The sequence below is a fragment of the Paraliomyxa miuraensis genome (genome assembly GCF_026337845.1).
In the GTDB taxonomy this organism is placed as follows: Bacteria; Myxococcota_A; Polyangia; order Nannocystales; family Nannocystaceae; genus Paraliomyxa; species Paraliomyxa miuraensis.
The window spans coordinates 106427-125058 of sequence record NZ_JAOVZF010000140.1 but is presented as its reverse complement, the minus strand read 5'-3'; the positions used below and the strand labels follow the sequence as shown (position 1 = coordinate 125058).

Below are 18632 nucleotides of genomic sequence, written 5' to 3'. Positions count from 1 at the left end.
CCTTCCGTTGCAGACAATCGTCATCTGCGCGTTGGGCGCTGGCCTAGGGTCGGGGGATCCTCTCGCCGGTCGGCCCACGGCTGGACATAGACCTTGCCTGCCCCCGCGATCCTGGTATGGTCCGCAGCCCCAAGCACCACGGAGAGGTGTCCGAGTGGTCGATGGTGCCAGACTCGAAATCTGGTGAGGTTAATAGCCTCCGTGGGTTCGAATCCCACCCTCTCCGCCAACTCTGCTCGCGGGCCAAGAGCGCCCGTCCCGTTTCCCCCGATTCAGGAGTCGGTCACCCCGCACGACGCGTTCCCGCATCCCACGACCGCACGGAGAGGTGTCCGAGTGGCTGAAGGTGCAGCATTGGAAATGCTGTGTAGGGAAACCTACCGCGGGTTCGAATCCCGCCCTCTCCGCCACGTGTGGTGTGAAGCCAAAGACGTCGCGCCAGCGTGATTGCCCCCTCTCGAGGAGGGCCCTCATGCCCCGAGCGACGGTTCCTTCGTGAACCCCGTCAGGACCGGAAGGTAGCAGCGGTAGCGGAGGCACCGGGTGCTCGGGGCACTTTTCGTTCCGGCTACCTGAAGCCGCGGATCTTCTTGACCAGCTCGGCGACGACCTCGGGCTTGTCGGCCAGCTCGGGATTGGGCGCCATCCCCTCCGACAGGCCCACCGACTTGCCCCCTTCCACGATCACCTTGGCGATGCGCTCGTCCTTGGTCTGCATCTGCCAACGGGGATCCTTGAAGGTGCGTGGCTTGGGGTTCAGCGCGGCCGCTCCGGGTCCATCACCCATGCCTCGATCGCCGTGACAGGTCACGCACTTCTCCTTCCAGACCTTCTCCGCCTCGGCAACGACGGCGGGATCGGCCTTGCTCTCGTCTCCGCCACCGCACGCGAGCACCAGCAGGGACATGGTCGAGAAGAACACGAGCTTGTTCATGATGCGGTACTCCCGTCCCGGGATCGGAAACCGTCGACGTCCTGCCCGGGGCAACGCTGTTCTACTGCACCTTCAGCCGAAGAACAGGGTGCGGTTTGCGCATTCCTTGCACGACGACGGTCGGCCACCCATCTCGGCGATGCCCGCGTCGGCGTGCCCCTCACGCGCCAACCCCCGAGCGACGCGAGGGGCGTCGTCGGGGGTCGGCAAGCGGGTCGTGTGTGGCGGTCGGGGGATCAGCCCGGCTCGAGCACGAACGGGTAGGTGATCACCACGTCCTCGCCGTCGGCCGGGCGGGGGAACATCCATCGACCGACCGCCTCGGCCATGCAGCTGGAGACGGCCTCGTCGTCGAGGCTGTCCTCGGACACATGGGACGAGGTGACCTTGCCCTCCTTGCCCACCGTGAACTGGATCGCCACCCGGCCGGCCAGGTCTTCGTTGCGCTGCAAGCCCTCGTTGTAGCAGTAGCGGATCTCGTTGATGTGCGCGCGGACGATCCGCCGAATGATGTCCTTGTCGAGCGCGCCCTCGACCGAAGCCGAGGGCGTGACGGTGTGCTGCCCTCGCTTGGGCGTGGTGACGCGCTGCTCTTGCTCGGGGGCCTCCTCGGGCGTCAGCTCCTCGGGCGTCAGCTCCTCGGGCGTCGCCGGGGCCGGAGCTTCGCAGGCCGGCGCCTCCGCGGGCGCGGGCGCTTGCACGACGGGGGCCGGGGTCTGGCAGGCGCAGGCCACCTCGACCGGCTCGGAGGCATCGGCCTTCACCATCGCGGTCGCGGCCAGGGTGGAGACGGTGGTGGCCATCGCCGTGGCCGCCATGAACAACCAAACGGGGGACTTCTGTGAATTCGACATCGCTTCCAGCTCCTCTTTCGTGCCCCTCGCGGGCGGCGACGGCTTGGAAACGGGGCCGGAGCAAAAGGTTCGCAACGGGGGCAATCTCGGCCGCGAGCCTGGCGCGAGGGTGCGCCGCCATCCCTGGCGCGCATGGTCGAATTCGCACGAAATCACGGTAGCCACGGGCGCCGTTGCGGTGGCGAGGGCATCGGGGAGCCTGACATACTGCGAGCCATGCACGCCCTTGGGCTCGGTCGTTGGGCGCTCGCGGTCGCGAGCCGTACTGCCCTCGTGGGAATGGCCGTCGTCCTCGCGTGTGCCGGGGGAGGCAGCCCCGGAGGCAGCCAGGGCTCTGCGTTCGATCCCACCCATGGGGACGGCACCGAGACCGACGATCCCCCGGCCACCAGCACCACCACGAGCGACGATGGGGTGAGCAGCGTGGCCTCGGCCGAGGGGACCGGGACTGCGCCCCCCGATGCCAGCTGCTGTCAGGTCGCACCCACCCCGGGCTGCGGCAACCCCCAAACCGAGAGCTGCGTGTGCGCGATCCAGACCTCGTGCTGCCAGAGCGTGTGGAACCAGGACTGCGTGGATCTGGCGATGACGTGCAACGATCCCGCGTGCCCGGGTGGCCCCACCACGGGCGATCCCACGGGCGAGCCCGGCGACAGCAGCGGCGACCCACCGCCGCCCATGCTCACCTGCGATCAGCTCGCCGCCCAGGAGGGCTGGATGTACTGGCGCTGCCAGAGCGGCGGCGGCTCGCAGTGCAACGGCATGGGCACCCCCACCACCGATTGCACGTTCTGCTGCGAGTTCTGCGGGCAGGCGGGCGACGTGTCGTGTGGCGACTACGCCAACGGCCAGGGCTGGGGCGCGGCCAACTGCGAGTGGAACGGCAACGGGGCCTGCGGCGGCATGGGCACGCCCACCTGCGATTGCAACTTCTGCTGCCAGGTCGGGTAGACGGCGCCCAATCGGGGCCCAGTCGAGGTCCAGTCGAGGCCCAGTCGGATGGACGGGCCGCGCGGCTCAGCGTCGCACCAGTCGATCGAGCCACCGCGACGCGAGCAGCAGCAGCACGCCCGAGCCCAGCCCGATCCACATCAGCTGCCCGAATACCCCGTCGTAGACCAAGAGCGCCTTCGCGGCGTCGATCGTCCCGTCGGGTCCGGGTGCGATCGCGGCCCACGTGCCAAAGCGTCCCGCGATCATCTCGCCGAACGCCGAGAACAAGAACCACGCGCCCATCATCAGCCCCACCACGCGCGGGACCGACAAGGTGGTGACGGCCGAGAGCCCGATGGGCGACAGCACCATCTCGCCCATCACCATCACGGCGTAGGCGGCGATCATCCACCAAAGGCTCACCAGACCCGAGGCATCGGTGCTGCGGGTCGACAGCATCAGGATCCCCATCGCCAGCCCCACGAACACCAGGCCCCAGCCGAACTTGGCGGGCAGGCTGGGGTTCCTGCCGATCGCGTCCAATCGCGGCCACAGCCACGCGAACACGGGGCTGAAGGCGATCACGAAGATCGCCCCGATCGAGGTGGTCTGCCCCGCCGTCCACTCCATGCCGAAGGTGGTGCGGTCCATGACGCGCTCGGCGAACGCCACCCAGGTGCCGTAGCTCTGCTCGTAGAGCCCCCAGAACAGCGCGCTGGTGCCGATGAGCAGCATCAGCACGATCATCCGCCCGCGCTCGGCCGCCGTGATGCCCGAGGCCAGGAAGCGCATGAACCAGATCATCAGCACGATGCCCATCACCACCGCCACCACCTCGGTGAGCGTGACCTCGTGGCCGTCGAACATCGCGCCCAGGAACGAGAAGTCGAGCTTGGTCTGCAGCACCCACCAGACCACGACCGTGGTGACCAGGGCCCCGAGCTGAATCAACCGCTCGCGCGAGAGCCCGGCCACCACGGGTGCGCGCAGGGCCTGCGGATCGGGCGGCTCGGCGTGGCCTTGCAGGTGCCTCTGCCCCCACAGGAACTGCAGCAGGCCCAGCGCCATCATCACGCCCGAGAGGCCGAAGCCGTAGCCCCAGCCGATCCGCTCGCCCACGTAGGCCACCACCAGCGACGAGAGCGCCGCGCCCACGTTGATGCCCATGTAGAACAGCGTGAAGCCCGACTCGCGCCGCGGGTCGCCCTCGGGGTAGAGCCGCCCCACGATGGTGGAGATGTTCGGCTTGAGCAGGCCCACCCCCACCGCGATGAGGGCCAGCGACGCATACATCACCTGCAGCGCCAGCGCGTCCTGGCTGGCGCTGCCCTGGATGCCCGAGGCGGGCGTGCCCGTGTAGGCCATGCCGAGCTGCCCGAACACGAGCAGCAGGCCCCCGAGCACCACCGCCTTGCGCATGCCGAGGTGGCGATCGGCCAGCGTGCCGCCGAGCAGCGGCAGCGCATAGGCCAGGCCCGCGTAGGTGCCCAGCAGGAGGTAGCCGTCGTCGTCGGCGTAGAGGTGGTGCTTGGTCAGGTAGAGAAAGAGCAGCGCCTTCATCCCGTAGAACGAGAAGCGCTCCCACATCTCGGTCAGGAAGCAGACGAACAGGCCCTTGGGGTGGCCGAGGAAGTCGCGGGAGGGATCGGGACCGGTTGCGGTGGCCAAGCGCCCGACAGAGTAGCGCCATTGGGCCGGGGAGTGTCGGCCGACCAAAGCGGCCACGAGCGGGCGCCCCTCGGCCGCTCAGAGCACGCAGGCGCCAACGTTCTCGAAGCACATCGCGGAGGCCTCGAAGAACGGGTAGCACATGGTGCCGTCCGTACACTCTGGATCGGTCATGTCGCAGATGGCCACGCAGCACCCGCTGCCACCGACGCACCCGGGCACGGCCACCTGCAGACATACGAGGCCCGCGTCACACGTCTGGGAGCCCACCTCGCACGCATCGTGGAGGCCGCGGCGGATGCCGTCGATCGTCCCCTGCACGGTCGCGCAGCCAAAGCCGAGCTGGTCGGGCAGGCACGCCCTCCCGGGCCCGCAATCTTGCTCGAGCGGATTGCATCCCTCGATGCAGGTCTCGGCCGGCTGGCCTTCGTCCATGCCCTCGCTCTCCTGCTCGCCCGAAGGGTCGTCACCGTCGTCATCGGCGCAGGCCGGCGTCACCAACAAGAACGCCACGAGGCGATGGGTCGAGAGCCAGCACGGGGCCATGCCCCCCTCAACGGGGGCGAGCGAGGCGGCTTACGCCGGCACCGCGGCGCCGCGCGGAATCGTGGTCGCGAGCGGCGGTCACCAGCCCCGACCACCCGCGAGCATCAACGGAAGGGGTACCCCGGAACCTCGAGCTCGACCGCGATCACGCTCGGGCTGCCATTGTTGGGGTAGAACGGGAACGAGGCGTTGTTGATGTAGAGCGTGTGGCTGTCCCACAAGCGGCCGAAGGCCATCGACGACGGCCCGTCGAGGAACTCGTCGCCGGAGAGCACCACCTCGGCCTCGCCGTCGGGATGGACGACGACGATGGAGTTCACCAGGTTGGGACCGCAGTAGAGCGTCCCGTAGAGATCGAACGCAAAGTCGTCGCACGACGTCTCGAGCGTGGCGTGCACGCGAGAGGCCCCGGCACTCTGGTTGGGCGCGACCTCGAACGCGACGATCTGCCCGGTCGACGAATTCGAGACGTACAACTCGTCGTCGTAGAACTGCACCCCGTTGGGCCCGATGGGAGCAATGGGATTGGGAACCGGATCGAGCAGGGGATCGTCCACCCACACCGAGACCGACCCACCCCACACCGGCGTCCGCAGGATTCGGCCGGAGAACGAGTCGGCCACGTAGAGGAAGCCGAAGCGATGGGCGATGCCATTGGCGAACACCTCGGGAGGCAGGCTGGCGATCTTGGCGACACTGCCGGTCCATGGCGAGACCCACCAGATGCCGCGGTCCTGCAGATCGCAGGAGTTGACGTTCACGTAGAGACCCCAGGGGGTGTACGTGATGCCCGTCTGGCCCGCGATGAAGTCGAAACAAGGCTCGAGCGGGATGTCGATGGGCAGCTCCGTAATGGTATCGACGTCACCCGAGGGGTCGATGCGGCGAACCTCGCCGGTCAGCGCGAGGCTGATGTAGAGATTGCCGAAGTAGTCGGTGGCGATGCTCTCGGGAACCTCGAGCGAGGCGGGATCGAAGGTCGCCACGACCTCGGGCGTGAGCTCGTCGGCCCAGGCGGTGGACGACCACGAGCTCGCGGCCATCAGCAGAAGCGTGGGAAGGAATGAGGGGCGAAATGAGAGACGGCACACTTGGACCATGCTGTTCCTTGCGTTGGTCACTGGACGCACGCCGTGCTCACCTCGTGCGAGACCGGAACACGCGCATCCAACTCTTATGGAGATCCTCGAGCGCTCGTGACCGTCGATGTCTCGAGCATTCGAAGGCAAACCATGAGGGATCGAGCCAACACGCTCGAGCCGAAGGATTCCTTGACGAAGACCGGCGAGGGGGCAGTTTCGCTCGGCGGGTACTCGTTCAAGCTAGCGCCTGGGGGACCGGCCTCAAGCATGAATTTCGAGAAAAGAGCTGGCACGAAGCGCGAGAGTGTGGTCGTGCGGGTGGGTTCCGGCCGCCGTCGCACATCGAGCACTACGCATCGCCGCTTCGAAGGTAGGGATGACTACTCACTCCTCGAAATACACGAAGATCCGCCGAGCACCGGTCGATGGAGTGCATCGCCTCGCGCCGCTACGGGCGCCGAAGTATGCACACGGTGTCAGTACAATCCCGGACCATGGGTAACGAATTGGACCGGTGGAATGAAGGCGGTCGATCCGCTCAGAACCCCGGGTGCCACACGAACACCGGGTGTCCGCTGAGCGCTCGCGCCACCAGCATGCCCGACTGCGTGGCCGCCTCCACGCACCCGCAGCTCAGATCGGTCCGGGTCCAGTCACCGCACAGGTAGAGATCGGCCACCCCCGAGTCCATCTGCCCCATGCGCGCCTTCATGCCCTTGGGCTGGCTGAGCACGTAGTGGTCCGAGGGCAAGGCGCCGGAGTTGAAGTACTGCACGTCGAGACGATCGGCGTTGGGGCTGCTCTCGCTCGGCCGCGACAGGCACGCGAGGAACGCCGGCCAGCTGCGCGGAGCCCGGTCGTAGAACCCCGCGTGGTGGTGCTCGAGCCACGTGCGAGCCTCGGCTCGCCACCATGCGTCGCGCCGGGCGGGGTACTCGTGGTCGTCGTACGGAGGGAAGCCGAACGCGCTGACCGCCTCGTACGAGCCGGTGTGGTAGGCGAGGAACTTGGGCAGGCGGTCCTTGGGCCAGCCCTCGTAGGGAATCAGGTGGGTCTCGTCCCCCATGCTGGGCTCGGGATTGACGTAGCCGGTCAATAGGCCCCGCCCCTCGCCGGTGTAGCCGTCGACGTCGGCCCCCACCGTGTAGAGCTCGGACTCGGGCACGTCGAACCAAAGCTGCATGGAGAGGGTCTGGATGACGGCCATGTCCTCGAGCATCCGCGTCCAGCGCGGGTCGTGCGAGGACGAGTCGGGGCTCCACAGCGCGCGGGTGATCGGCGGCAGCGCCCCGATGGGGATGCCCAGGATGCACACGTCGAAGTCCTCGCCCGAGCGCAGCTCCACCTCGCCGACCCCGGGCCAGGGGTCGTAGGGGCTCTCGAGGTCGACCTTCTGCTCGCGCAGCGCCTCGCCCTCGACGAGCTGATCGTAGTTGGGCTCGATCGGCCAGGGCGGCTGATCGGCGGGATTGCTCGCGGGCGGGTCGGGCAGGAATGGATCGTAGGCATCGGAGCCCGCCGCGACGGTGGCCTGGCGCTGGAGCTTGACGGACACCAGCCGACGCTCTGGTCCCGTGCCCTCGACCACGAGCTCGGTGACCCGGTGGAAGAAGTGGACCTTGGCCCCGAGCGCCTCGGTGAGCGCCCGGTAGTAGGGCGTCATCAGCGTCTGGGGCGCGGAGTAGCGGAAGAAGTAGGCGGGATGGCCGGCGTAGCCGAGCGCGGTGAGGAACATCCAGCGCAGCGCCACTCCGGTCGCCATCTCGCGGGGAGCGGCGCGATCCTTGCTGTGGGCAAAGAGGGTCTCGTAGACGCCCGCGAGCGCGGGGGAGCCATTGGGCTGACCGCCCGGCACGGATCGATCCGCGGGATCTCGCAGCTCCTCGGGCAGCAGGCGCGGGTCGAGGCCATGCCGCTTCATCCAGTGCCAGGCGTCCTCGCCATCGAGCTGCGACAGGTGCGTGACCCGGTCCTCGATGATCCCCGCGATCGCGGTGAGGATGGTGCTGAGGTTCATCCAGCGGTACCAGACCTCGTCGTCCCCGGGGTGCTTGGCCACGTTGCGATCGAGGATGGACACGACCAGCCGACAAAACCGCAGCACCGTGCTCAGGGGGCCATCGCGGCCCTCGGCCAGCCACTCGCCGATCTCCACCTCGGCGCGGTCCTCGAGGTAGCGGCCGATGAACTGCAGCAGCTCGGGTGGCTCCCTGGTCACGGCATCGGAGATGCTCTCGCCGACCTCGACGACCTTGTCCTTGATGCGATCGATCAAGCGACGCACCACGCCCTCGTTCTCGGGCGCGCGCACCTCCCTGGCGAGCCGACGGCTGGCCTCGGCGTTGCGCTCGTGCATCAAGTGGGTCTGGCGCGCCGCATGGGCAAACGCGGCCACCATCAGCTCGCCCATGCCGGCCATGGTGGGCTGGGCCGCGACCGACAGGTCCTGGTCGTCGTCGGCTCGGGCGTCCTCGGGCACGCGGCCGGGCACGCGGTCGTTGGTCTTGAGCGGGGTGCGGAAGTACTTCCACTGGCCGTCGAGCTCGATCATCAGGCCGTTCTGGTTGGAGCCGATGAACGCCCCGCCAAACGGCTCACCATCGCGCTCGAGCGGGATCCCGGCGGTCTGATACACGCTTCGCATGGTGCGAAAGGCGTTCTCGTAGTGGCCCAGGAACGCATGCAGGCCGTGCTCCTCGATGCGCATGTTGGCCCGGGGGTTGCGGCCGGCGGCACACTTGCCGCCCAGGCGAAAGCCCTGGGTGTACAGGTGCACCTCGTAGCGCTCCTTTTGCCGGGCCAGCCAGTAGGCGGCCGCGCAGGCGGCCGGGCCCCCGCCGAGCACCAGCACCCGCTGACGCCGGGATGGCTTGGGCACGGGGTAGCGCAGCGTGGCGGGAGAGGTGGGCAGGGCCACGCCCAGCCGCACGCGCACGCGGAATGCTCCCAGCGTGGTCGCGAGCAGCGACGAGGCGTGGTGCTCCCCGGCCAGGCCCGCGGGCGTGAACGAGGGATGGATCCGCAGCTTCACGCCGACCGGCTGGAGCTGCGCGTCGGGAGCATCGAAGTGGTAGACCAGATTGCTGGCCAGGAATGCGCTGAGGGTCTTGGAGCGCGCCGCATCGGGATCCCAGATCCGCCGCGACTGCGAGATGAGCGGCATCTCGAACAGCTGACGCACCTTGGCGAAGGCGGGCACCGAGCTCGGCGCGGCCATGGGGCCCTCGGGGGTGATCGTGGCCTCGCACAGCGGCGCGCCCCCGGGGGCGCGCACGCGGTAGTGGCCGGTGCCCGCGGTGGCTCCGAGCTCGGGGAGCTCGCGGTCGATGACGGCCTCGAGCTTCTCGTAGCCGTAGAGGTACACCCCCAGCCGCCGCGGGAGCTCGGCGTTCAGGTACAGCCGGGGCATGTAGACGAACGGCCCCCGCCGTGGGGCATCGAACGTGGAGAGCTGCACGTAGGGCACGCCCAGCATCGTCTCGTCGTAGTCCATGTCGCCGAAGGAGAAGCGATCGTGCGAGAGCTGGACGAACACGGGGTGCGCGTCGGGGGGCGACAGCGGGTTGGGAGCCAGCTCCAGCCCCAGCGGCAGCATCGCCTGCACCCGCGACCTGGGGAGCAAGAGCACCATCACCACCGCATCGAGCTCGCCTTCGCCTCGACCAAAGCCGGAGACGTCGAGCCCCACGGCCGACGAGAGCCGGTCCAGGTGGTCGGTGCTCCCGTCGATGGCGAGGCTGGTGACGATGTCGACGAGATCGCTGGGGTCGATCGGCATGGCGGCGAATCGGATCATACGGCCTCGGCCGGGCTTGCGCGCGCACGCCGAGGCGATCGTCGACGATTTCGGGGGTGGCTCACCATCCGAGGTGGGCTTGCAGCTCTTGCACCAAGCGTCCCGCCATGCCCTCGTGGGTGGCCACGGTGGGGTGCCCGTCGCAGCCCGAGCCGATCCACGTCACGTTGACGTCGGCGTAGGCCACGTTGGAGTCGCCACCCGCCTGGACCTGCGCCACCACGTCCATCAGGTAGCCCTGGACCATGTCGTTCTCGGCGCCGAACAGCGAGGGCTGCAGCACCAGGAGGAACGCGCCTGGATACACGTCGCGCAGGTGCCCGAGGAATTCCACGTAGGCGTCGGTGAACAGCGGCTGGGGAGGATCGCCGTCGGTGCTGAAGTCGTTGGTGCCCAGGTTCACGGCGACGACGTCGGGCTGCCAGTCGAAGCTCCAGGGATCGCCGCTCGAGGCGATGGTGCGGTCGTAGAGCTCGGGCAGCGGCTGGTTCACGTCATCGCCGAAGTTGTAGACCATGCCCTTGCCCGACCAGGCCACGGTGTGCAGCTCGGCCCCCACCGCGCGTGCGGCGATGGCTCCGTAGGTCATGTAGTGATTCTCGGTCTGGGCGCTGAAGCTGCATGGCGACACGCCCTCGTTGCCATAGCCGCAGGAGATGGAGTCACCGATGATCTCCATGCGTCGGGCCACGGGGGGCGGAGCGAGCAGCTCGCCGTCGATCGTCACCTGCTCGATCACGGTGGGACCGAACGAGCCCTCGGTGCGCCGGTAGAGCTCGATCACGTGCTCGCCCGCCGGCAGGCCCGAGGCGAGCACGTAGTCCTGCATGCCCGTCGACGTGGCCAAGGTGGGCTGGAGCATCCCGTCGACGAGCACCGTGAAGTAGCGCCCCGCGTCGTCCATGCGCACGGTGGCCCCGGTGCCGTCGAAGCGAGCGACCAGCCCCACCCCCGACCAGCCCATGCGCACCCCGGCGGGATCGGTGTCGTCGAAGCGACCGACCCAGTGGATCCCCGGCTCGGCCGGCGGCGCGCCGGTGGACTCGTCGGTGGTGCCGTCGGGATCGACGGTGGTGGTGCCATCGGGATCGACGGTGGTGCTCGTCGTCGAGGCCACGGTGCTCGAGCCATCGGCGGGGGCGTCGGTGGTGGTGCCGGTGCTGCCCTCGGCGTCGGTCTCGGTGGTGGGGTCGGAGCCGGCGAGGCCCGAGTAGCACGCGGTGACGAGCAGCGACGCGACCCAGAGGGAGACGATGACGGTGCGCATGAGTCGAGACGACGTTGGTCGGATGAACCCTAACGTCGGGGCCCGCGTGCCCGCCAGGCAGCCCTCCCTGGCGCCCGCGCGCGGGCTCGCACGCGCGACGGCGCAGTGCAGGCCCGAGGGCAGGCCAGGCGCTCCCGGCAGAAGCGAGCGCAACCTCGGCACGTGCGCGCACAGGCGTTGGCACAGCGAATACGGCAATCGGGGCCGCGGCAGCCCTCCTCGCACGGTTCGAGGCACTCGGGCACGCATTCCTCGCAGTGCGCCTCGCAGTCGCTCACACACGCGGGTGCTGCCAGCAGCATCCGCAGCCACAGGGTCGTCAGCCAGGGGCCCATGCTGCTCTCATCGGCCACCGGCCGGATTCGTTGCAGCCGATGTGGGCTTGGCTCCATCGGGCCGACCCGGCCGAACACCCGTCGGCGGCAAGAGCCGGCGTTCGAGGCCGATCATTGGGCGACGGCGGTCCTCCTATGGCAGCCTTCCCCCCATGAAGCGGAGAACCTTCCTTGGCGGCCGTCGCTCGCTCTGCCTGGTGGCCGGACTCTCGGCCATGACCGCGACCTGCATGACGCCGGGTCAGTACAAGATCTATCGCGTGGCGCAGGCCGAGGCCGACCAGAGCTCGGGCTGCTACCCCAGCGATCCGGGCGTGGACGTGACCGGCGACAGCACCACCTTCCGCACCGGGCTCACCTTCGCGATCTTTGCCGCCGACAGCGACACGTTCTTCATGGACATCGCGGGGGTCTCGCTCGAGGGCACCCAGAACGGCTCGGAGTACTCGTTCAAGGGCAATTCGGTCGACGTGATGACGATCGCCGCCGACACCACGCTGACCGTCACCACCGACACCGTCGTGGACGTGGAGATCAAGGGAGCGAAGATCAGCGGCAGCGCCGAGACCACCATCACTCAGGAGTGCTCGGGTCCCGGCTGCCCCATGCCCGCGAATTCGCAGTGCATCACCACGCAGGACTTCTTGGGGGCCGAGGTCAAGGGCGCCGAGCTCGAGTACCCGCTCTAGCGGGCAATCGCCACCCGAAGCCGTCGCTCGCCCAGCGGAGTTCCGTTGCGATTTCGCGCCGCGAGCACGGCCTCGCGATTGTCGAAGGTGACGTAGCCGAATCCTCGGCAGCCGCCGCCTTCATCCGTGACCACACGCACGGCTCGAAGCCCCGAGAGATCTCCAAACAGCCGGTGCAGGGTTTCCGCGCTCGCATCAGGGGGCAGGCCACCGATGAAGAGGGTGTGCATTGGTACAACCTCCGCGTACACCAACATAAGCGATTCCCTTGCGGGTTGGCCACGGTCCCAAGGGGGAAATTCGACCTCGCTGCGGCATCCCACGAGCCAATGGGGCCGTTTGGGCCACGGAAGCGCCGGCCCGTACCGGCCCATAGGTCCGGCCTGATGGCCGCCGAACGCGCGTCAGGCGCTGGGTGGAGGTCCCAATGGGGGCTTCGCCGCCCGCTTGCGAGCCTTCGCCTCGGCGATCAGCCCCCGCACGTTGCTGGCGTGCCGCACCCAGATCACCAGCGCGATCCCGAGCGACAGGAGCTGCTGGGGCGGGGGAGCGTCGGCGATGATCAGGGTGATGGTCATCGCCGAGACCGCCGTGAGCGAGCCTACCGCCGAGGTTCGCGTGAGCACCACGGTCTGCACGTAGAGCAGCAACGCCCCCAGGGCCACCGCGGGGTCGAGCACCACGAACACGCCCAGGGCACACGCCACGCCCTTGCCCCCGCGAAATCCCAGGTAGACGGGAAAGATGTGGCCGAGCACCGCGGCCATGGCCACCGCCGCCAGGCCCACCTGATCGGCGGCGCCCAGCGCAAAGGGCTGGCGCGCCAGCAGCACGGGGAGCGCGGCCTTGCCCACGTCGAGCACCAGCACCACCATGCCCAGCCGCGGTCCCAGGGCCCGCGTGGCGTTGGTGGCTCCGATGTTGCCCGAGCCCACCGAGCGGATGTCGACGCCGCGCAGCCGACCGAGCATCACGCCCACCGGGATTGCGGCGATCGAGTAGGCCGCGATCACCCACGTGACCCAGTGGTGGGCGAGGGCGTCCATTGCGAGCGCAGGATAGCTGGCCGCCGCGCAGCGGGGGAAGCGATCGAGAGGAGCGTCGCCTAGCGCCGCCGCTCAGCCTTCTCGTCGATCCCGCTGCGCCCGAAGCGATCGGCGAGCACGTGCAGCACGTCGCGCAAGTGGAGCCCGCGGTGGGCCAGCCCCACCATCGCGTGGAACACGAGGTCGGCGGCCTCGGAGGCCACCCGCTCGTCGCTCTCGGCCTCGATCGCCTGGGCCAGCTCGGCGGCTTCCTCCGCGATCTTGGCGTTGATCTTGGGCGCGCCCCGGTCGAGCAGGCGGCGGACGTAGCTGCCCCCCTCGGGGTTGGTCATGCCCCGGCCGGCCTGGCGCTCGAGGATCACCTCGAACACCCGCTCGAGCGTGGGATCGGGGCCGGGAGCCGGGCCATCGTCGGTCGGTCCGTCGGCGTCGCGGCCCTCCACCCGCCGAAAGAAGCAGCTGGTCGCGCCCGTGTGGCACGTGGGACCGGCCGGGAGCGCCCGCACCAGCAGTGCATCGCCGTCGCAGTCGACCCGCACCGCGCACAGGTGCAGCGTGTTGCCGCTCTGGGCCCCCTTTTCCCACAGCTCGCGGCGGCTACGGCTCCAGAACGTCACGCGCCCGCGCGCGAGGGTGGCCGCCAGGGCCTGTTCGCTCATGTGGCCCACCATCAGCACCTGGCCGGTCTGGTCGTGCTGCACTACGGCGGTGACCAGACCCTGCGCATCGGGCCGCAATCGAGCCCACAGGGCCGCAGGGTCGGGGGTCGAGGGCGCATCCGAAGGCATGGCGGGCGCAGTCTAGCCCGACCGAGGACCGCGAACGCCAGGCCCTGGCCCACCGCAGAGCCTGGTAAGCTCGGGCATGGCTCACGGGCGCAGGAACGGGGGCGCAGGCGCGTGGCTCGTGCTGACCAGCATGCTGGGACTGGGGCTGGGGCTGGGCTGCTCGGGCTCTTCGGCCGACATCATGAACAGCACCACCGGCGACCCGGTCGAGGTGCCGCCGTGGGCCTGCGTTCCGGGCGAGTCCCAGCCGTGTCCCTGTGCCGATGGGCTCGAAGGGCTGCTGACGTGCAACCCCGAGGGCTCGGGCTTTGGGGAGTGCGATTGCTCGCCGGGAGCGGTCTCGCAGGGGCCTCCGCCGACGTCCTCGGGGACCGAGGGCTCGGGAAGCGGAACCGAAGGAGACACGGGCTCGGGAAGCGGGGGATCGGCGGGGTCGACCACGGTGGATCCCACGACCGTGGGAAGCACGGGGACGCCCGATCCCACCACCAGCGGCGGGAGCAGCTCGGGAGAGCCCGACCCCACCACCAGCGGCGGAAGCAGCTCGGGTACGACCTGAGAGGCCGTTCTTGGCGGCCCCTTCGGGAGCGTCGCCTGGCGGCGCCGCAGGGCCTTCCGGCCGGCTCCGCCGGCCTAGATGATCCGCCCGGTCTCCGGTGGTCGCACCGGGATGTTGTGCTCGATCAAGAACTTCTTGGCCTGCGCGATGGTGTAGAGCCCAAAGTGGAAGATCGACGCGGCCAGCGCTGCGTCGGCCTCGCCCTCGCCGGTGGCCAGGCCTGCGCGTAGGTGCTCGAGGTTCCCGACGCCGCCGCTGGCGATCACGGGCACGGGCACCCGACGGGAGATCTCCCGGGTGATCCACAGGTCGTAGCCGTCCTTGGTGCCGTCGCGGTCCATGCTCGTCAGCAGGATCTCCCCCACTCCGAACTCGGCCAGCTGCTCGCACCACGAGACCGCGTCGAGGCCCGTCGAGCGGGTCCCGCCGTGGATCACGACCTCGTACAGCGGCTCGGGGTCGCCCTCCTTGGGAGGGATCCGCTTGACGTCGACCGCTCCCACGATCGCCTGACGACCGTAGCGCTCGCTGACCTTCTTGATGAGCAAGGGGTTGGCCACGGCGGCGCTGTTGATCGCGACCTTGTCGGCCCCCGCATTGAGCAGGCGGCGTACGTCCTCGGCCCGGCGCACGCCCCCGCCCACGGTCAGCGGCACGAACAGTTGCGGTGCCACGCGACGCACCACCTCGAGGAAGGTCTCGCGTCCCTCGGTGGTGGCGGTGATGTCGAGCAGGCAGATCTCGTCGGCCCCCTGGGCATCGTAGGCCCGTGCGGCTTCGACCGGATCTCCCGCGTCGCGTAGGCCGCCAAAGTGCACGCCCTTGACCACACGGCCGTTCTTGATGTCCAGGCAAGGGATGATGCGTCGCTTCAACATCGGGCCAAGGCCTCCTCGATCGTGAACGCCCCTTCGTACAGCGCGCGGCCCAAGACCACGCCTTGGATCCCCGCGGCTGCACAGTCGTCGAGGTCGGCGAGCCGACCCACGCCACCGCTGGCGAGCACGGGGATCTCCAGACCATCCTGCAGCGCCGCGGTGGCCCGCACGGCGGGACCACCCTGCATGCCGTCGCGGCTGACATCGGTGTAGAGCACCGCCGCCGCCCCCCACGACTGGGCCTTCTCGGCGAGCTCGCGCGCGGTCATGGCGGTGCTCACGGTCCATCCCTGTACCGCCACCACCCCATCGCGAGCGTCGGCGGCCACGATGATCTGGCCCGGGTACCGCTCGCAGAGCTGCTGCACCAGCGCGGGCTCGCGTACGGCCAGGGTGCCCACCACGACGAAGCCGACGCCCACCGAGAGCAGCGATTCCACCGATTGCGCGTCGCGGATGCCCCCGCCGGCCTGGACCGTCGCGCCGTGGGCCAGCGCGGCGTCGGACAGCCGTGCCACGAGCTCGAGCTGCTGGGGCCGCCCGGCAAAGGCTCCATCGAGATCGACCACGTGGATCCGCTGCGCCCCCGCCCGCGCAAAGGAGGTGGCCAGACGCGTCGGCCGGTCCTCGTACACCGTCGCCCGCGATGCCTCTCCCTGCTCGAGCCGCACCGCCTTGCCGCCCTGCAGGTCGATGGCCGGAATGACGATCATCCCCAACCCCCGAGCAAGAAAGCCCGCAGGAAGCGAAGGCCCGCGCGCTGGCTCTTCTCGGGGTGGAATTGGCAGCCCATCACGTTGCCCCGCCGCACGGCGGCGGGAAAGCGGATGCCGCCATACCGCGTCATCCACATCACGTCCTCGGTGCGCGCCGGCTCCACGTAGTAGCTGTGCACGAAGTAGTAGTGGTCACCGGTGGGCTCGACCTCGTTCCACCCCGTGTGCGGCACCTTGATGCGCCGCATCAGACGCGGTCGGTCGATGTCCGACTCGGGCGCGGACTCGGGCTGGGGCTCGGCCGCCGGCAGGGTCGCGCTGGGATCGGGGAGATCGTCGACGGTGATGGTCGTCCCGTAGCCCGCCTCGTTGACGGTGCTGCCCGACCACTCGGGTGGGCTCGGTACCGCCGCGTCCGGCGAAGAAACCGGCTCGTCGGCCGGAGATGTCAGGACCGAGGCGCCGCCGGCCTCCGCGCCCGCCTCTGAGAGCGGCTCCTCCGCCACCGACTGCGGCGGCGCGACGTCGTCGGGCTTGGCGGCCGCCGGGTCCATGGGGCGCTCGATCGCGCCGGGCTCGGCGTCCTCCTCGAGGCCCAGAGGGAACCGGCGACAGCGGCCAGGCAGCACGTGCAGGCCCTCCTGGCCGCCGTTCTCGTCGCTCCCGTCGAACAGCAGCTGCATGCCCAGACAGATCCCCAGGAACGGATCTCCACGCTCGATCACCATGCGGAGGGCAGCGCCCATTGCGCCGTCCACGATCGCCTGGGTGGCTGCGCCAAACGCGCTCTGGCCGGGAAACACCACCATGCGGGAGGTGGCGACCTTGTCCGGGTCATCGGTCACGCGAACCCCTGCCCCGACCTGAATCAGGGCGCGTTCTACGCTGGCCAGATTGCCGATCCCGGCATCGACGAGGGTCACTTCGCGCGCCATCCGCCCCGTTTCTATCACAAGTCGGTGCAACACCGCCCGAAAGCGACCGACCCCCTGCGCCATCGACGCACCGGTGCGGCGGTCGCCAGCTCGTCGCACCGACGCCCCACGACCACGGAGCGCTCAGGGTCGGAACTGCGTGGCATCGATGCCGTGCCGGCGAAGGAGATCATGGAAGTCGGTGCGGTTGCGTCCCGCCAGCTTCGCGGCTGCGCTCACGTTCCCGCCCGAGCGGCGCAGCGCCTCCTGTAGATACAGCCGGTCGAACGCATCCCGGGCCTGTCGCATCCGTGGAAAGTTTCCGTTCGATCCCAGGATGCTGAGTGCTTCCTGTGGGGGCCGCTCCACCCCCCGAGGACGAAACTCGACCAGCGAGTCCTCGGCGCGCTGCGGCAGCACCGTGCGTACGTGCTCGGGACGCAGCACGGCATCGGTCGTCAGCAACGCCGCCCCCTCCACCACGTTGGCGAGCTCGCGAACGTTGCCCGGCCACGAGTGCGTCATGAGGATCTGGAGCGCCTCCGAGCTGATGTGGGCAGCGCCCAGCCCGTGCTTGGCGGTGGCTCGCGTGAGGAACAGCTCCGCGAGCAGCGGGATGTCCTCGGTGCGCTCTCGCAGTGGCGGCATGGAGATCGGCACCACGTGCAGCCGATAGAAGAGATCCTCGCGGAAGCTCCCGGCGAGCACCTCGGCCTGCAGGTCGCGGTTGGTCGCGGCGATGATGCGGACATCCACCATCGCCGGCTCGGTGGCTCCGACCGGGAGATAGCTGCGCTCCTGGAGCACGCGCAGGAGCTTGACCTGGACCGACGGCGGGGCGTCTCCGATCTCGTCGAGGAAGAGCGTGCCTCCGTCGGCCGCGTGGAACAGCCCGTCCTTGTCGCGCAGAGCCCCGGTGAACGAGCCGCGCTTGTGGCCGAACAGCTCGCTCTCGAGCAGCTCGGGGGGCAACGCGCCGCAGTTGATCGCCACGAACGGGTGGCTGGCACGGCTCGACTGGGCATGGATGCAGCGCGCGGCGACCTCCTTGCCCGTGCCGGACTCTCCCAGCAAGAGCACCGTCGCATCGCTGGGACCGACCCGCGCGATGAGCTCGCGGATGTCGGCGATCGCATCGCTCGTGCCGAGCAGGCGATGATCATGGTGGGCGGAACCCACCAGCCGTCGCAGGCCCGCGACCTCGCGCCGCAGGCGAACCCGCTCGACCGCGTGGTCGAGCTTCTGCAGCAGGTCGAGATCGTCGAATGGCTTGGTCACGAAGCCGTAGGCGCCGCGGCGCATGGCCTCGATCGCCGTCTCCACCCCGCCGTTGGCGGTCAGGATCACGACCGGCAGATCCACCGAGCGGTTCTGGACCTGGACCAGGAGGTCGAGACCGTTCTCGTGCTCGAGCCGGACGTCGACGATCATCGCGTCGACGACCTCTCGCTCGAGCACCTCGAGCCCTCCCCGAGCGGTCTGCTCGGTGCTCACCCGAAATCCGTGGTGCTCGAGCCGCAGCGTCAGCAAGCGGCAGAGGTCCTCCTCGTCGTCGACCACCAATACGTGCGGGCGGGGGGCAGCGGGCTCGGGTCGGTCGGTCGCGTACTGGGGAAGGGCCATGGGT

At 69.4% G+C, this 18632-nt stretch carries 17 protein-coding genes, 2 tRNA genes and 1 other RNA gene; 6 read left to right on the top strand and 14 right to left on the bottom strand.

Going from position 1 to position 18632, the window contains the following annotated elements:
* Positions 1 to 140 precede the first annotated feature (140 nt).
* From OEB96_RS08605 to ffs, 3 genes are all read left to right on the top strand, one after another.
* A tRNA-Ser gene (locus OEB96_RS08605) sits at positions 141 to 229 on the top strand.
* A gap of 93 nt (positions 230 to 322) precedes the next feature.
* A tRNA-Ser gene (locus tag OEB96_RS08600) sits at positions 323 to 410 on the top strand.
* 61 nt (positions 411 to 471) lie between these two features.
* An RNA gene (ffs, locus tag OEB96_RS08595) (signal recognition particle sRNA small type) lies at positions 472 to 560 on the top strand.
* An 8-nt stretch (positions 561 to 568) separates the two neighbouring features.
* Here the strand turns inward: ffs and OEB96_RS08590 are convergent.
* Complete coding sequence (locus OEB96_RS08590) at positions 569 to 934, bottom strand: c-type cytochrome (RefSeq protein ID WP_266215009.1); 366 nt, start codon at positions 932 to 934, stop codon at positions 569 to 571.
* Positions 935 to 1170: 236 nt separating this feature from the next.
* Complete coding sequence (locus OEB96_RS08585) at positions 1171 to 1788, bottom strand: AgmX/PglI C-terminal domain-containing protein (protein ID WP_266215008.1); 618 nt, start codon at positions 1786 to 1788, stop codon at positions 1171 to 1173.
* 279 nt (positions 1789 to 2067) lie between these two features.
* Between OEB96_RS08585 and OEB96_RS08580 the strand changes: the two genes are divergently transcribed.
* Positions 2068 to 2739, top strand: a complete 672-nt coding sequence (locus tag OEB96_RS08580) for a hypothetical protein (RefSeq protein ID WP_266215007.1) — start codon at positions 2068 to 2070, stop codon at positions 2737 to 2739.
* Positions 2740 to 2805: 66 nt separating this feature from the next.
* Here the strand turns inward: OEB96_RS08580 and OEB96_RS08575 are convergent, their stop codons facing one another.
* The 5 genes from OEB96_RS08575 to OEB96_RS08555 form a co-directional block, all read right to left on the bottom strand.
* Positions 2806 to 4389: a peptide MFS transporter gene (locus OEB96_RS08575; RefSeq protein ID WP_266215006.1), complete on the bottom strand. Its 1584-nt coding sequence runs from the start codon at positions 4387 to 4389 to the stop codon at positions 2806 to 2808.
* 78 nt (positions 4390 to 4467) lie between these two features.
* Positions 4468 to 4935 carry a hypothetical protein gene (locus OEB96_RS08570; RefSeq protein WP_266215005.1) on the bottom strand — a complete coding sequence of 156 codons (468 nt, stop codon included), beginning with the start codon at positions 4933 to 4935 and terminating at the stop codon, positions 4468 to 4470.
* Positions 4936 to 5039: 104 nt separating this feature from the next.
* Complete coding sequence (locus OEB96_RS08565; RefSeq protein WP_266215004.1) at positions 5040 to 5978, bottom strand: SMP-30/gluconolactonase/LRE family protein; 939 nt, start codon at positions 5976 to 5978, stop codon at positions 5040 to 5042.
* Between the two features lie 577 nt (positions 5979 to 6555).
* On the bottom strand, positions 6556 to 9795 hold the full coding sequence (locus OEB96_RS08560) for an NAD(P)-binding protein (protein WP_266215003.1): 3240 nt from the start codon (positions 9793 to 9795) through the stop codon (positions 6556 to 6558).
* Between the two features lie 79 nt (positions 9796 to 9874).
* A complete protein-coding gene (locus OEB96_RS08555) occupies positions 9875 to 11080 on the bottom strand; it encodes an SGNH/GDSL hydrolase family protein (protein WP_266215002.1) in 1206 nt (401 codons plus the stop codon).
* Positions 11081 to 11567: 487 nt separating this feature from the next.
* Here OEB96_RS08555 and OEB96_RS08550 point away from each other — a divergent pair, with 487 nt between their 5' ends.
* Positions 11568 to 12104: a hypothetical protein gene (locus OEB96_RS08550; protein ID WP_266215001.1), complete on the top strand. Its 537-nt coding sequence runs from the start codon at positions 11568 to 11570 to the stop codon at positions 12102 to 12104.
* Here the strand turns inward: OEB96_RS08550 and OEB96_RS08545 are convergent.
* From OEB96_RS08545 to hisIE, 3 genes are all read right to left on the bottom strand, one after another.
* Entirely contained in the window at positions 12101 to 12334 is a 234-nt protein-coding gene (locus OEB96_RS08545; protein WP_266215000.1) for an RNA recognition motif domain-containing protein, read from the bottom strand. The two genes, OEB96_RS08550 and OEB96_RS08545, sit on opposite strands and share 4 nt — an antisense overlap.
* A gap of 174 nt (positions 12335 to 12508) precedes the next feature.
* Positions 12509 to 13150, bottom strand: coding sequence for a glycerol-3-phosphate acyltransferase (locus OEB96_RS08540; protein ID WP_266214998.1), 642 nt, complete (start codon positions 13148 to 13150; stop codon positions 12509 to 12511).
* A gap of 59 nt (positions 13151 to 13209) precedes the next feature.
* A complete protein-coding gene (gene hisIE, locus OEB96_RS08535) occupies positions 13210 to 13938 on the bottom strand; it encodes a bifunctional phosphoribosyl-AMP cyclohydrolase/phosphoribosyl-ATP diphosphatase HisIE (RefSeq protein WP_266214997.1) in 729 nt (242 codons plus the stop codon).
* A 76-nt stretch (positions 13939 to 14014) separates the two neighbouring features.
* Here hisIE and OEB96_RS08530 point away from each other — a divergent pair, with 76 nt between their 5' ends.
* Positions 14015 to 14497 (top strand): hypothetical protein, encoded by a 483-nt coding sequence (locus OEB96_RS08530; RefSeq protein ID WP_266214996.1) that lies wholly within the window; start codon positions 14015 to 14017, stop codon positions 14495 to 14497.
* Positions 14498 to 14571: 74 nt separating this feature from the next.
* Here OEB96_RS08530 and hisF read toward each other — a convergent pair whose 3' ends face one another.
* From hisF to OEB96_RS08510, 4 genes are all read right to left on the bottom strand, one after another.
* Entirely contained in the window at positions 14572 to 15375 is an 804-nt protein-coding gene (gene hisF / locus OEB96_RS08525; protein ID WP_266214995.1) for an imidazole glycerol phosphate synthase subunit HisF, read from the bottom strand.
* The gene (gene hisA / locus OEB96_RS08520) at positions 15369 to 16088 is read right to left on the bottom strand and encodes a 1-(5-phosphoribosyl)-5-[(5-phosphoribosylamino)methylideneamino]imidazole-4-carboxamide isomerase (RefSeq protein ID WP_266214994.1); all 720 of its coding nucleotides are present in this window, start codon (positions 16086 to 16088) and stop codon (positions 15369 to 15371) included. The genes hisF and hisA overlap by 7 nt, the downstream gene beginning before the upstream one ends.
* Positions 16085 to 17026: a glutamine amidotransferase-related protein gene (locus OEB96_RS08515; protein WP_266214993.1), complete on the bottom strand. Its 942-nt coding sequence runs from the start codon at positions 17024 to 17026 to the stop codon at positions 16085 to 16087. The genes hisA and OEB96_RS08515 overlap by 4 nt, the downstream gene beginning before the upstream one ends.
* Before the next feature lie 123 nt (positions 17027 to 17149).
* Positions 17150 to 18628 carry a sigma-54-dependent transcriptional regulator gene (locus OEB96_RS08510; RefSeq protein WP_266214992.1) on the bottom strand — a complete coding sequence of 493 codons (1479 nt, stop codon included), beginning with the start codon at positions 18626 to 18628 and terminating at the stop codon, positions 17150 to 17152.
* Positions 18629 to 18632: the final 4 nt, after the last annotated feature.

Coding starts and splice junctions, on each gene's coding strand:
- hisA (WP_266214994.1), bottom strand. CDS start 16,088: ATGATCGTCATTCCGGCCATCGACCTGCAGGGCGGCAAGGCGGTGCGG.
- OEB96_RS08510 (WP_266214992.1), bottom strand. CDS start 18,628: ATGGCCCTTCCCCAGTACGCGACCGACCGACCCGAGCCCGCTGCCCCC.
- OEB96_RS08580 (WP_266215007.1), top strand. CDS start 2,068: ATGGCCGTCGTCCTCGCGTGTGCCGGGGGAGGCAGCCCCGGAGGCAGC.
- hisIE (WP_266214997.1), bottom strand. CDS start 13,938: ATGCCTTCGGATGCGCCCTCGACCCCCGACCCTGCGGCCCTGTGGGCT.
- OEB96_RS08585 (WP_266215008.1), bottom strand. CDS start 1,788: ATGTCGAATTCACAGAAGTCCCCCGTTTGGTTGTTCATGGCGGCCACG.
- OEB96_RS08550 (WP_266215001.1), top strand. CDS start 11,568: ATGAAGCGGAGAACCTTCCTTGGCGGCCGTCGCTCGCTCTGCCTGGTG.
- OEB96_RS08565 (WP_266215004.1), bottom strand. CDS start 5,978: ATGGCCGCGAGCTCGTGGTCGTCCACCGCCTGGGCCGACGAGCTCACG.
- OEB96_RS08555 (WP_266215002.1), bottom strand. CDS start 11,080: ATGCGCACCGTCATCGTCTCCCTCTGGGTCGCGTCGCTGCTCGTCACC.
- OEB96_RS08540 (WP_266214998.1), bottom strand. CDS start 13,150: ATGGACGCCCTCGCCCACCACTGGGTCACGTGGGTGATCGCGGCCTAC.
- OEB96_RS08515 (WP_266214993.1), bottom strand. CDS start 17,026: ATGGCGCGCGAAGTGACCCTCGTCGATGCCGGGATCGGCAATCTGGCC.
- OEB96_RS08570 (WP_266215005.1), bottom strand. CDS start 4,935: ATGGCCCCGTGCTGGCTCTCGACCCATCGCCTCGTGGCGTTCTTGTTG.
- OEB96_RS08560 (WP_266215003.1), bottom strand. CDS start 9,795: ATGCCGATCGACCCCAGCGATCTCGTCGACATCGTCACCAGCCTCGCC.
- OEB96_RS08590 (WP_266215009.1), bottom strand. CDS start 934: ATGAACAAGCTCGTGTTCTTCTCGACCATGTCCCTGCTGGTGCTCGCG.
- OEB96_RS08545 (WP_266215000.1), bottom strand. CDS start 12,334: ATGCACACCCTCTTCATCGGTGGCCTGCCCCCTGATGCGAGCGCGGAA.
- hisF (WP_266214995.1), bottom strand. CDS start 15,375: ATGTTGAAGCGACGCATCATCCCTTGCCTGGACATCAAGAACGGCCGT.
- OEB96_RS08530 (WP_266214996.1), top strand. CDS start 14,015: ATGGCTCACGGGCGCAGGAACGGGGGCGCAGGCGCGTGGCTCGTGCTG.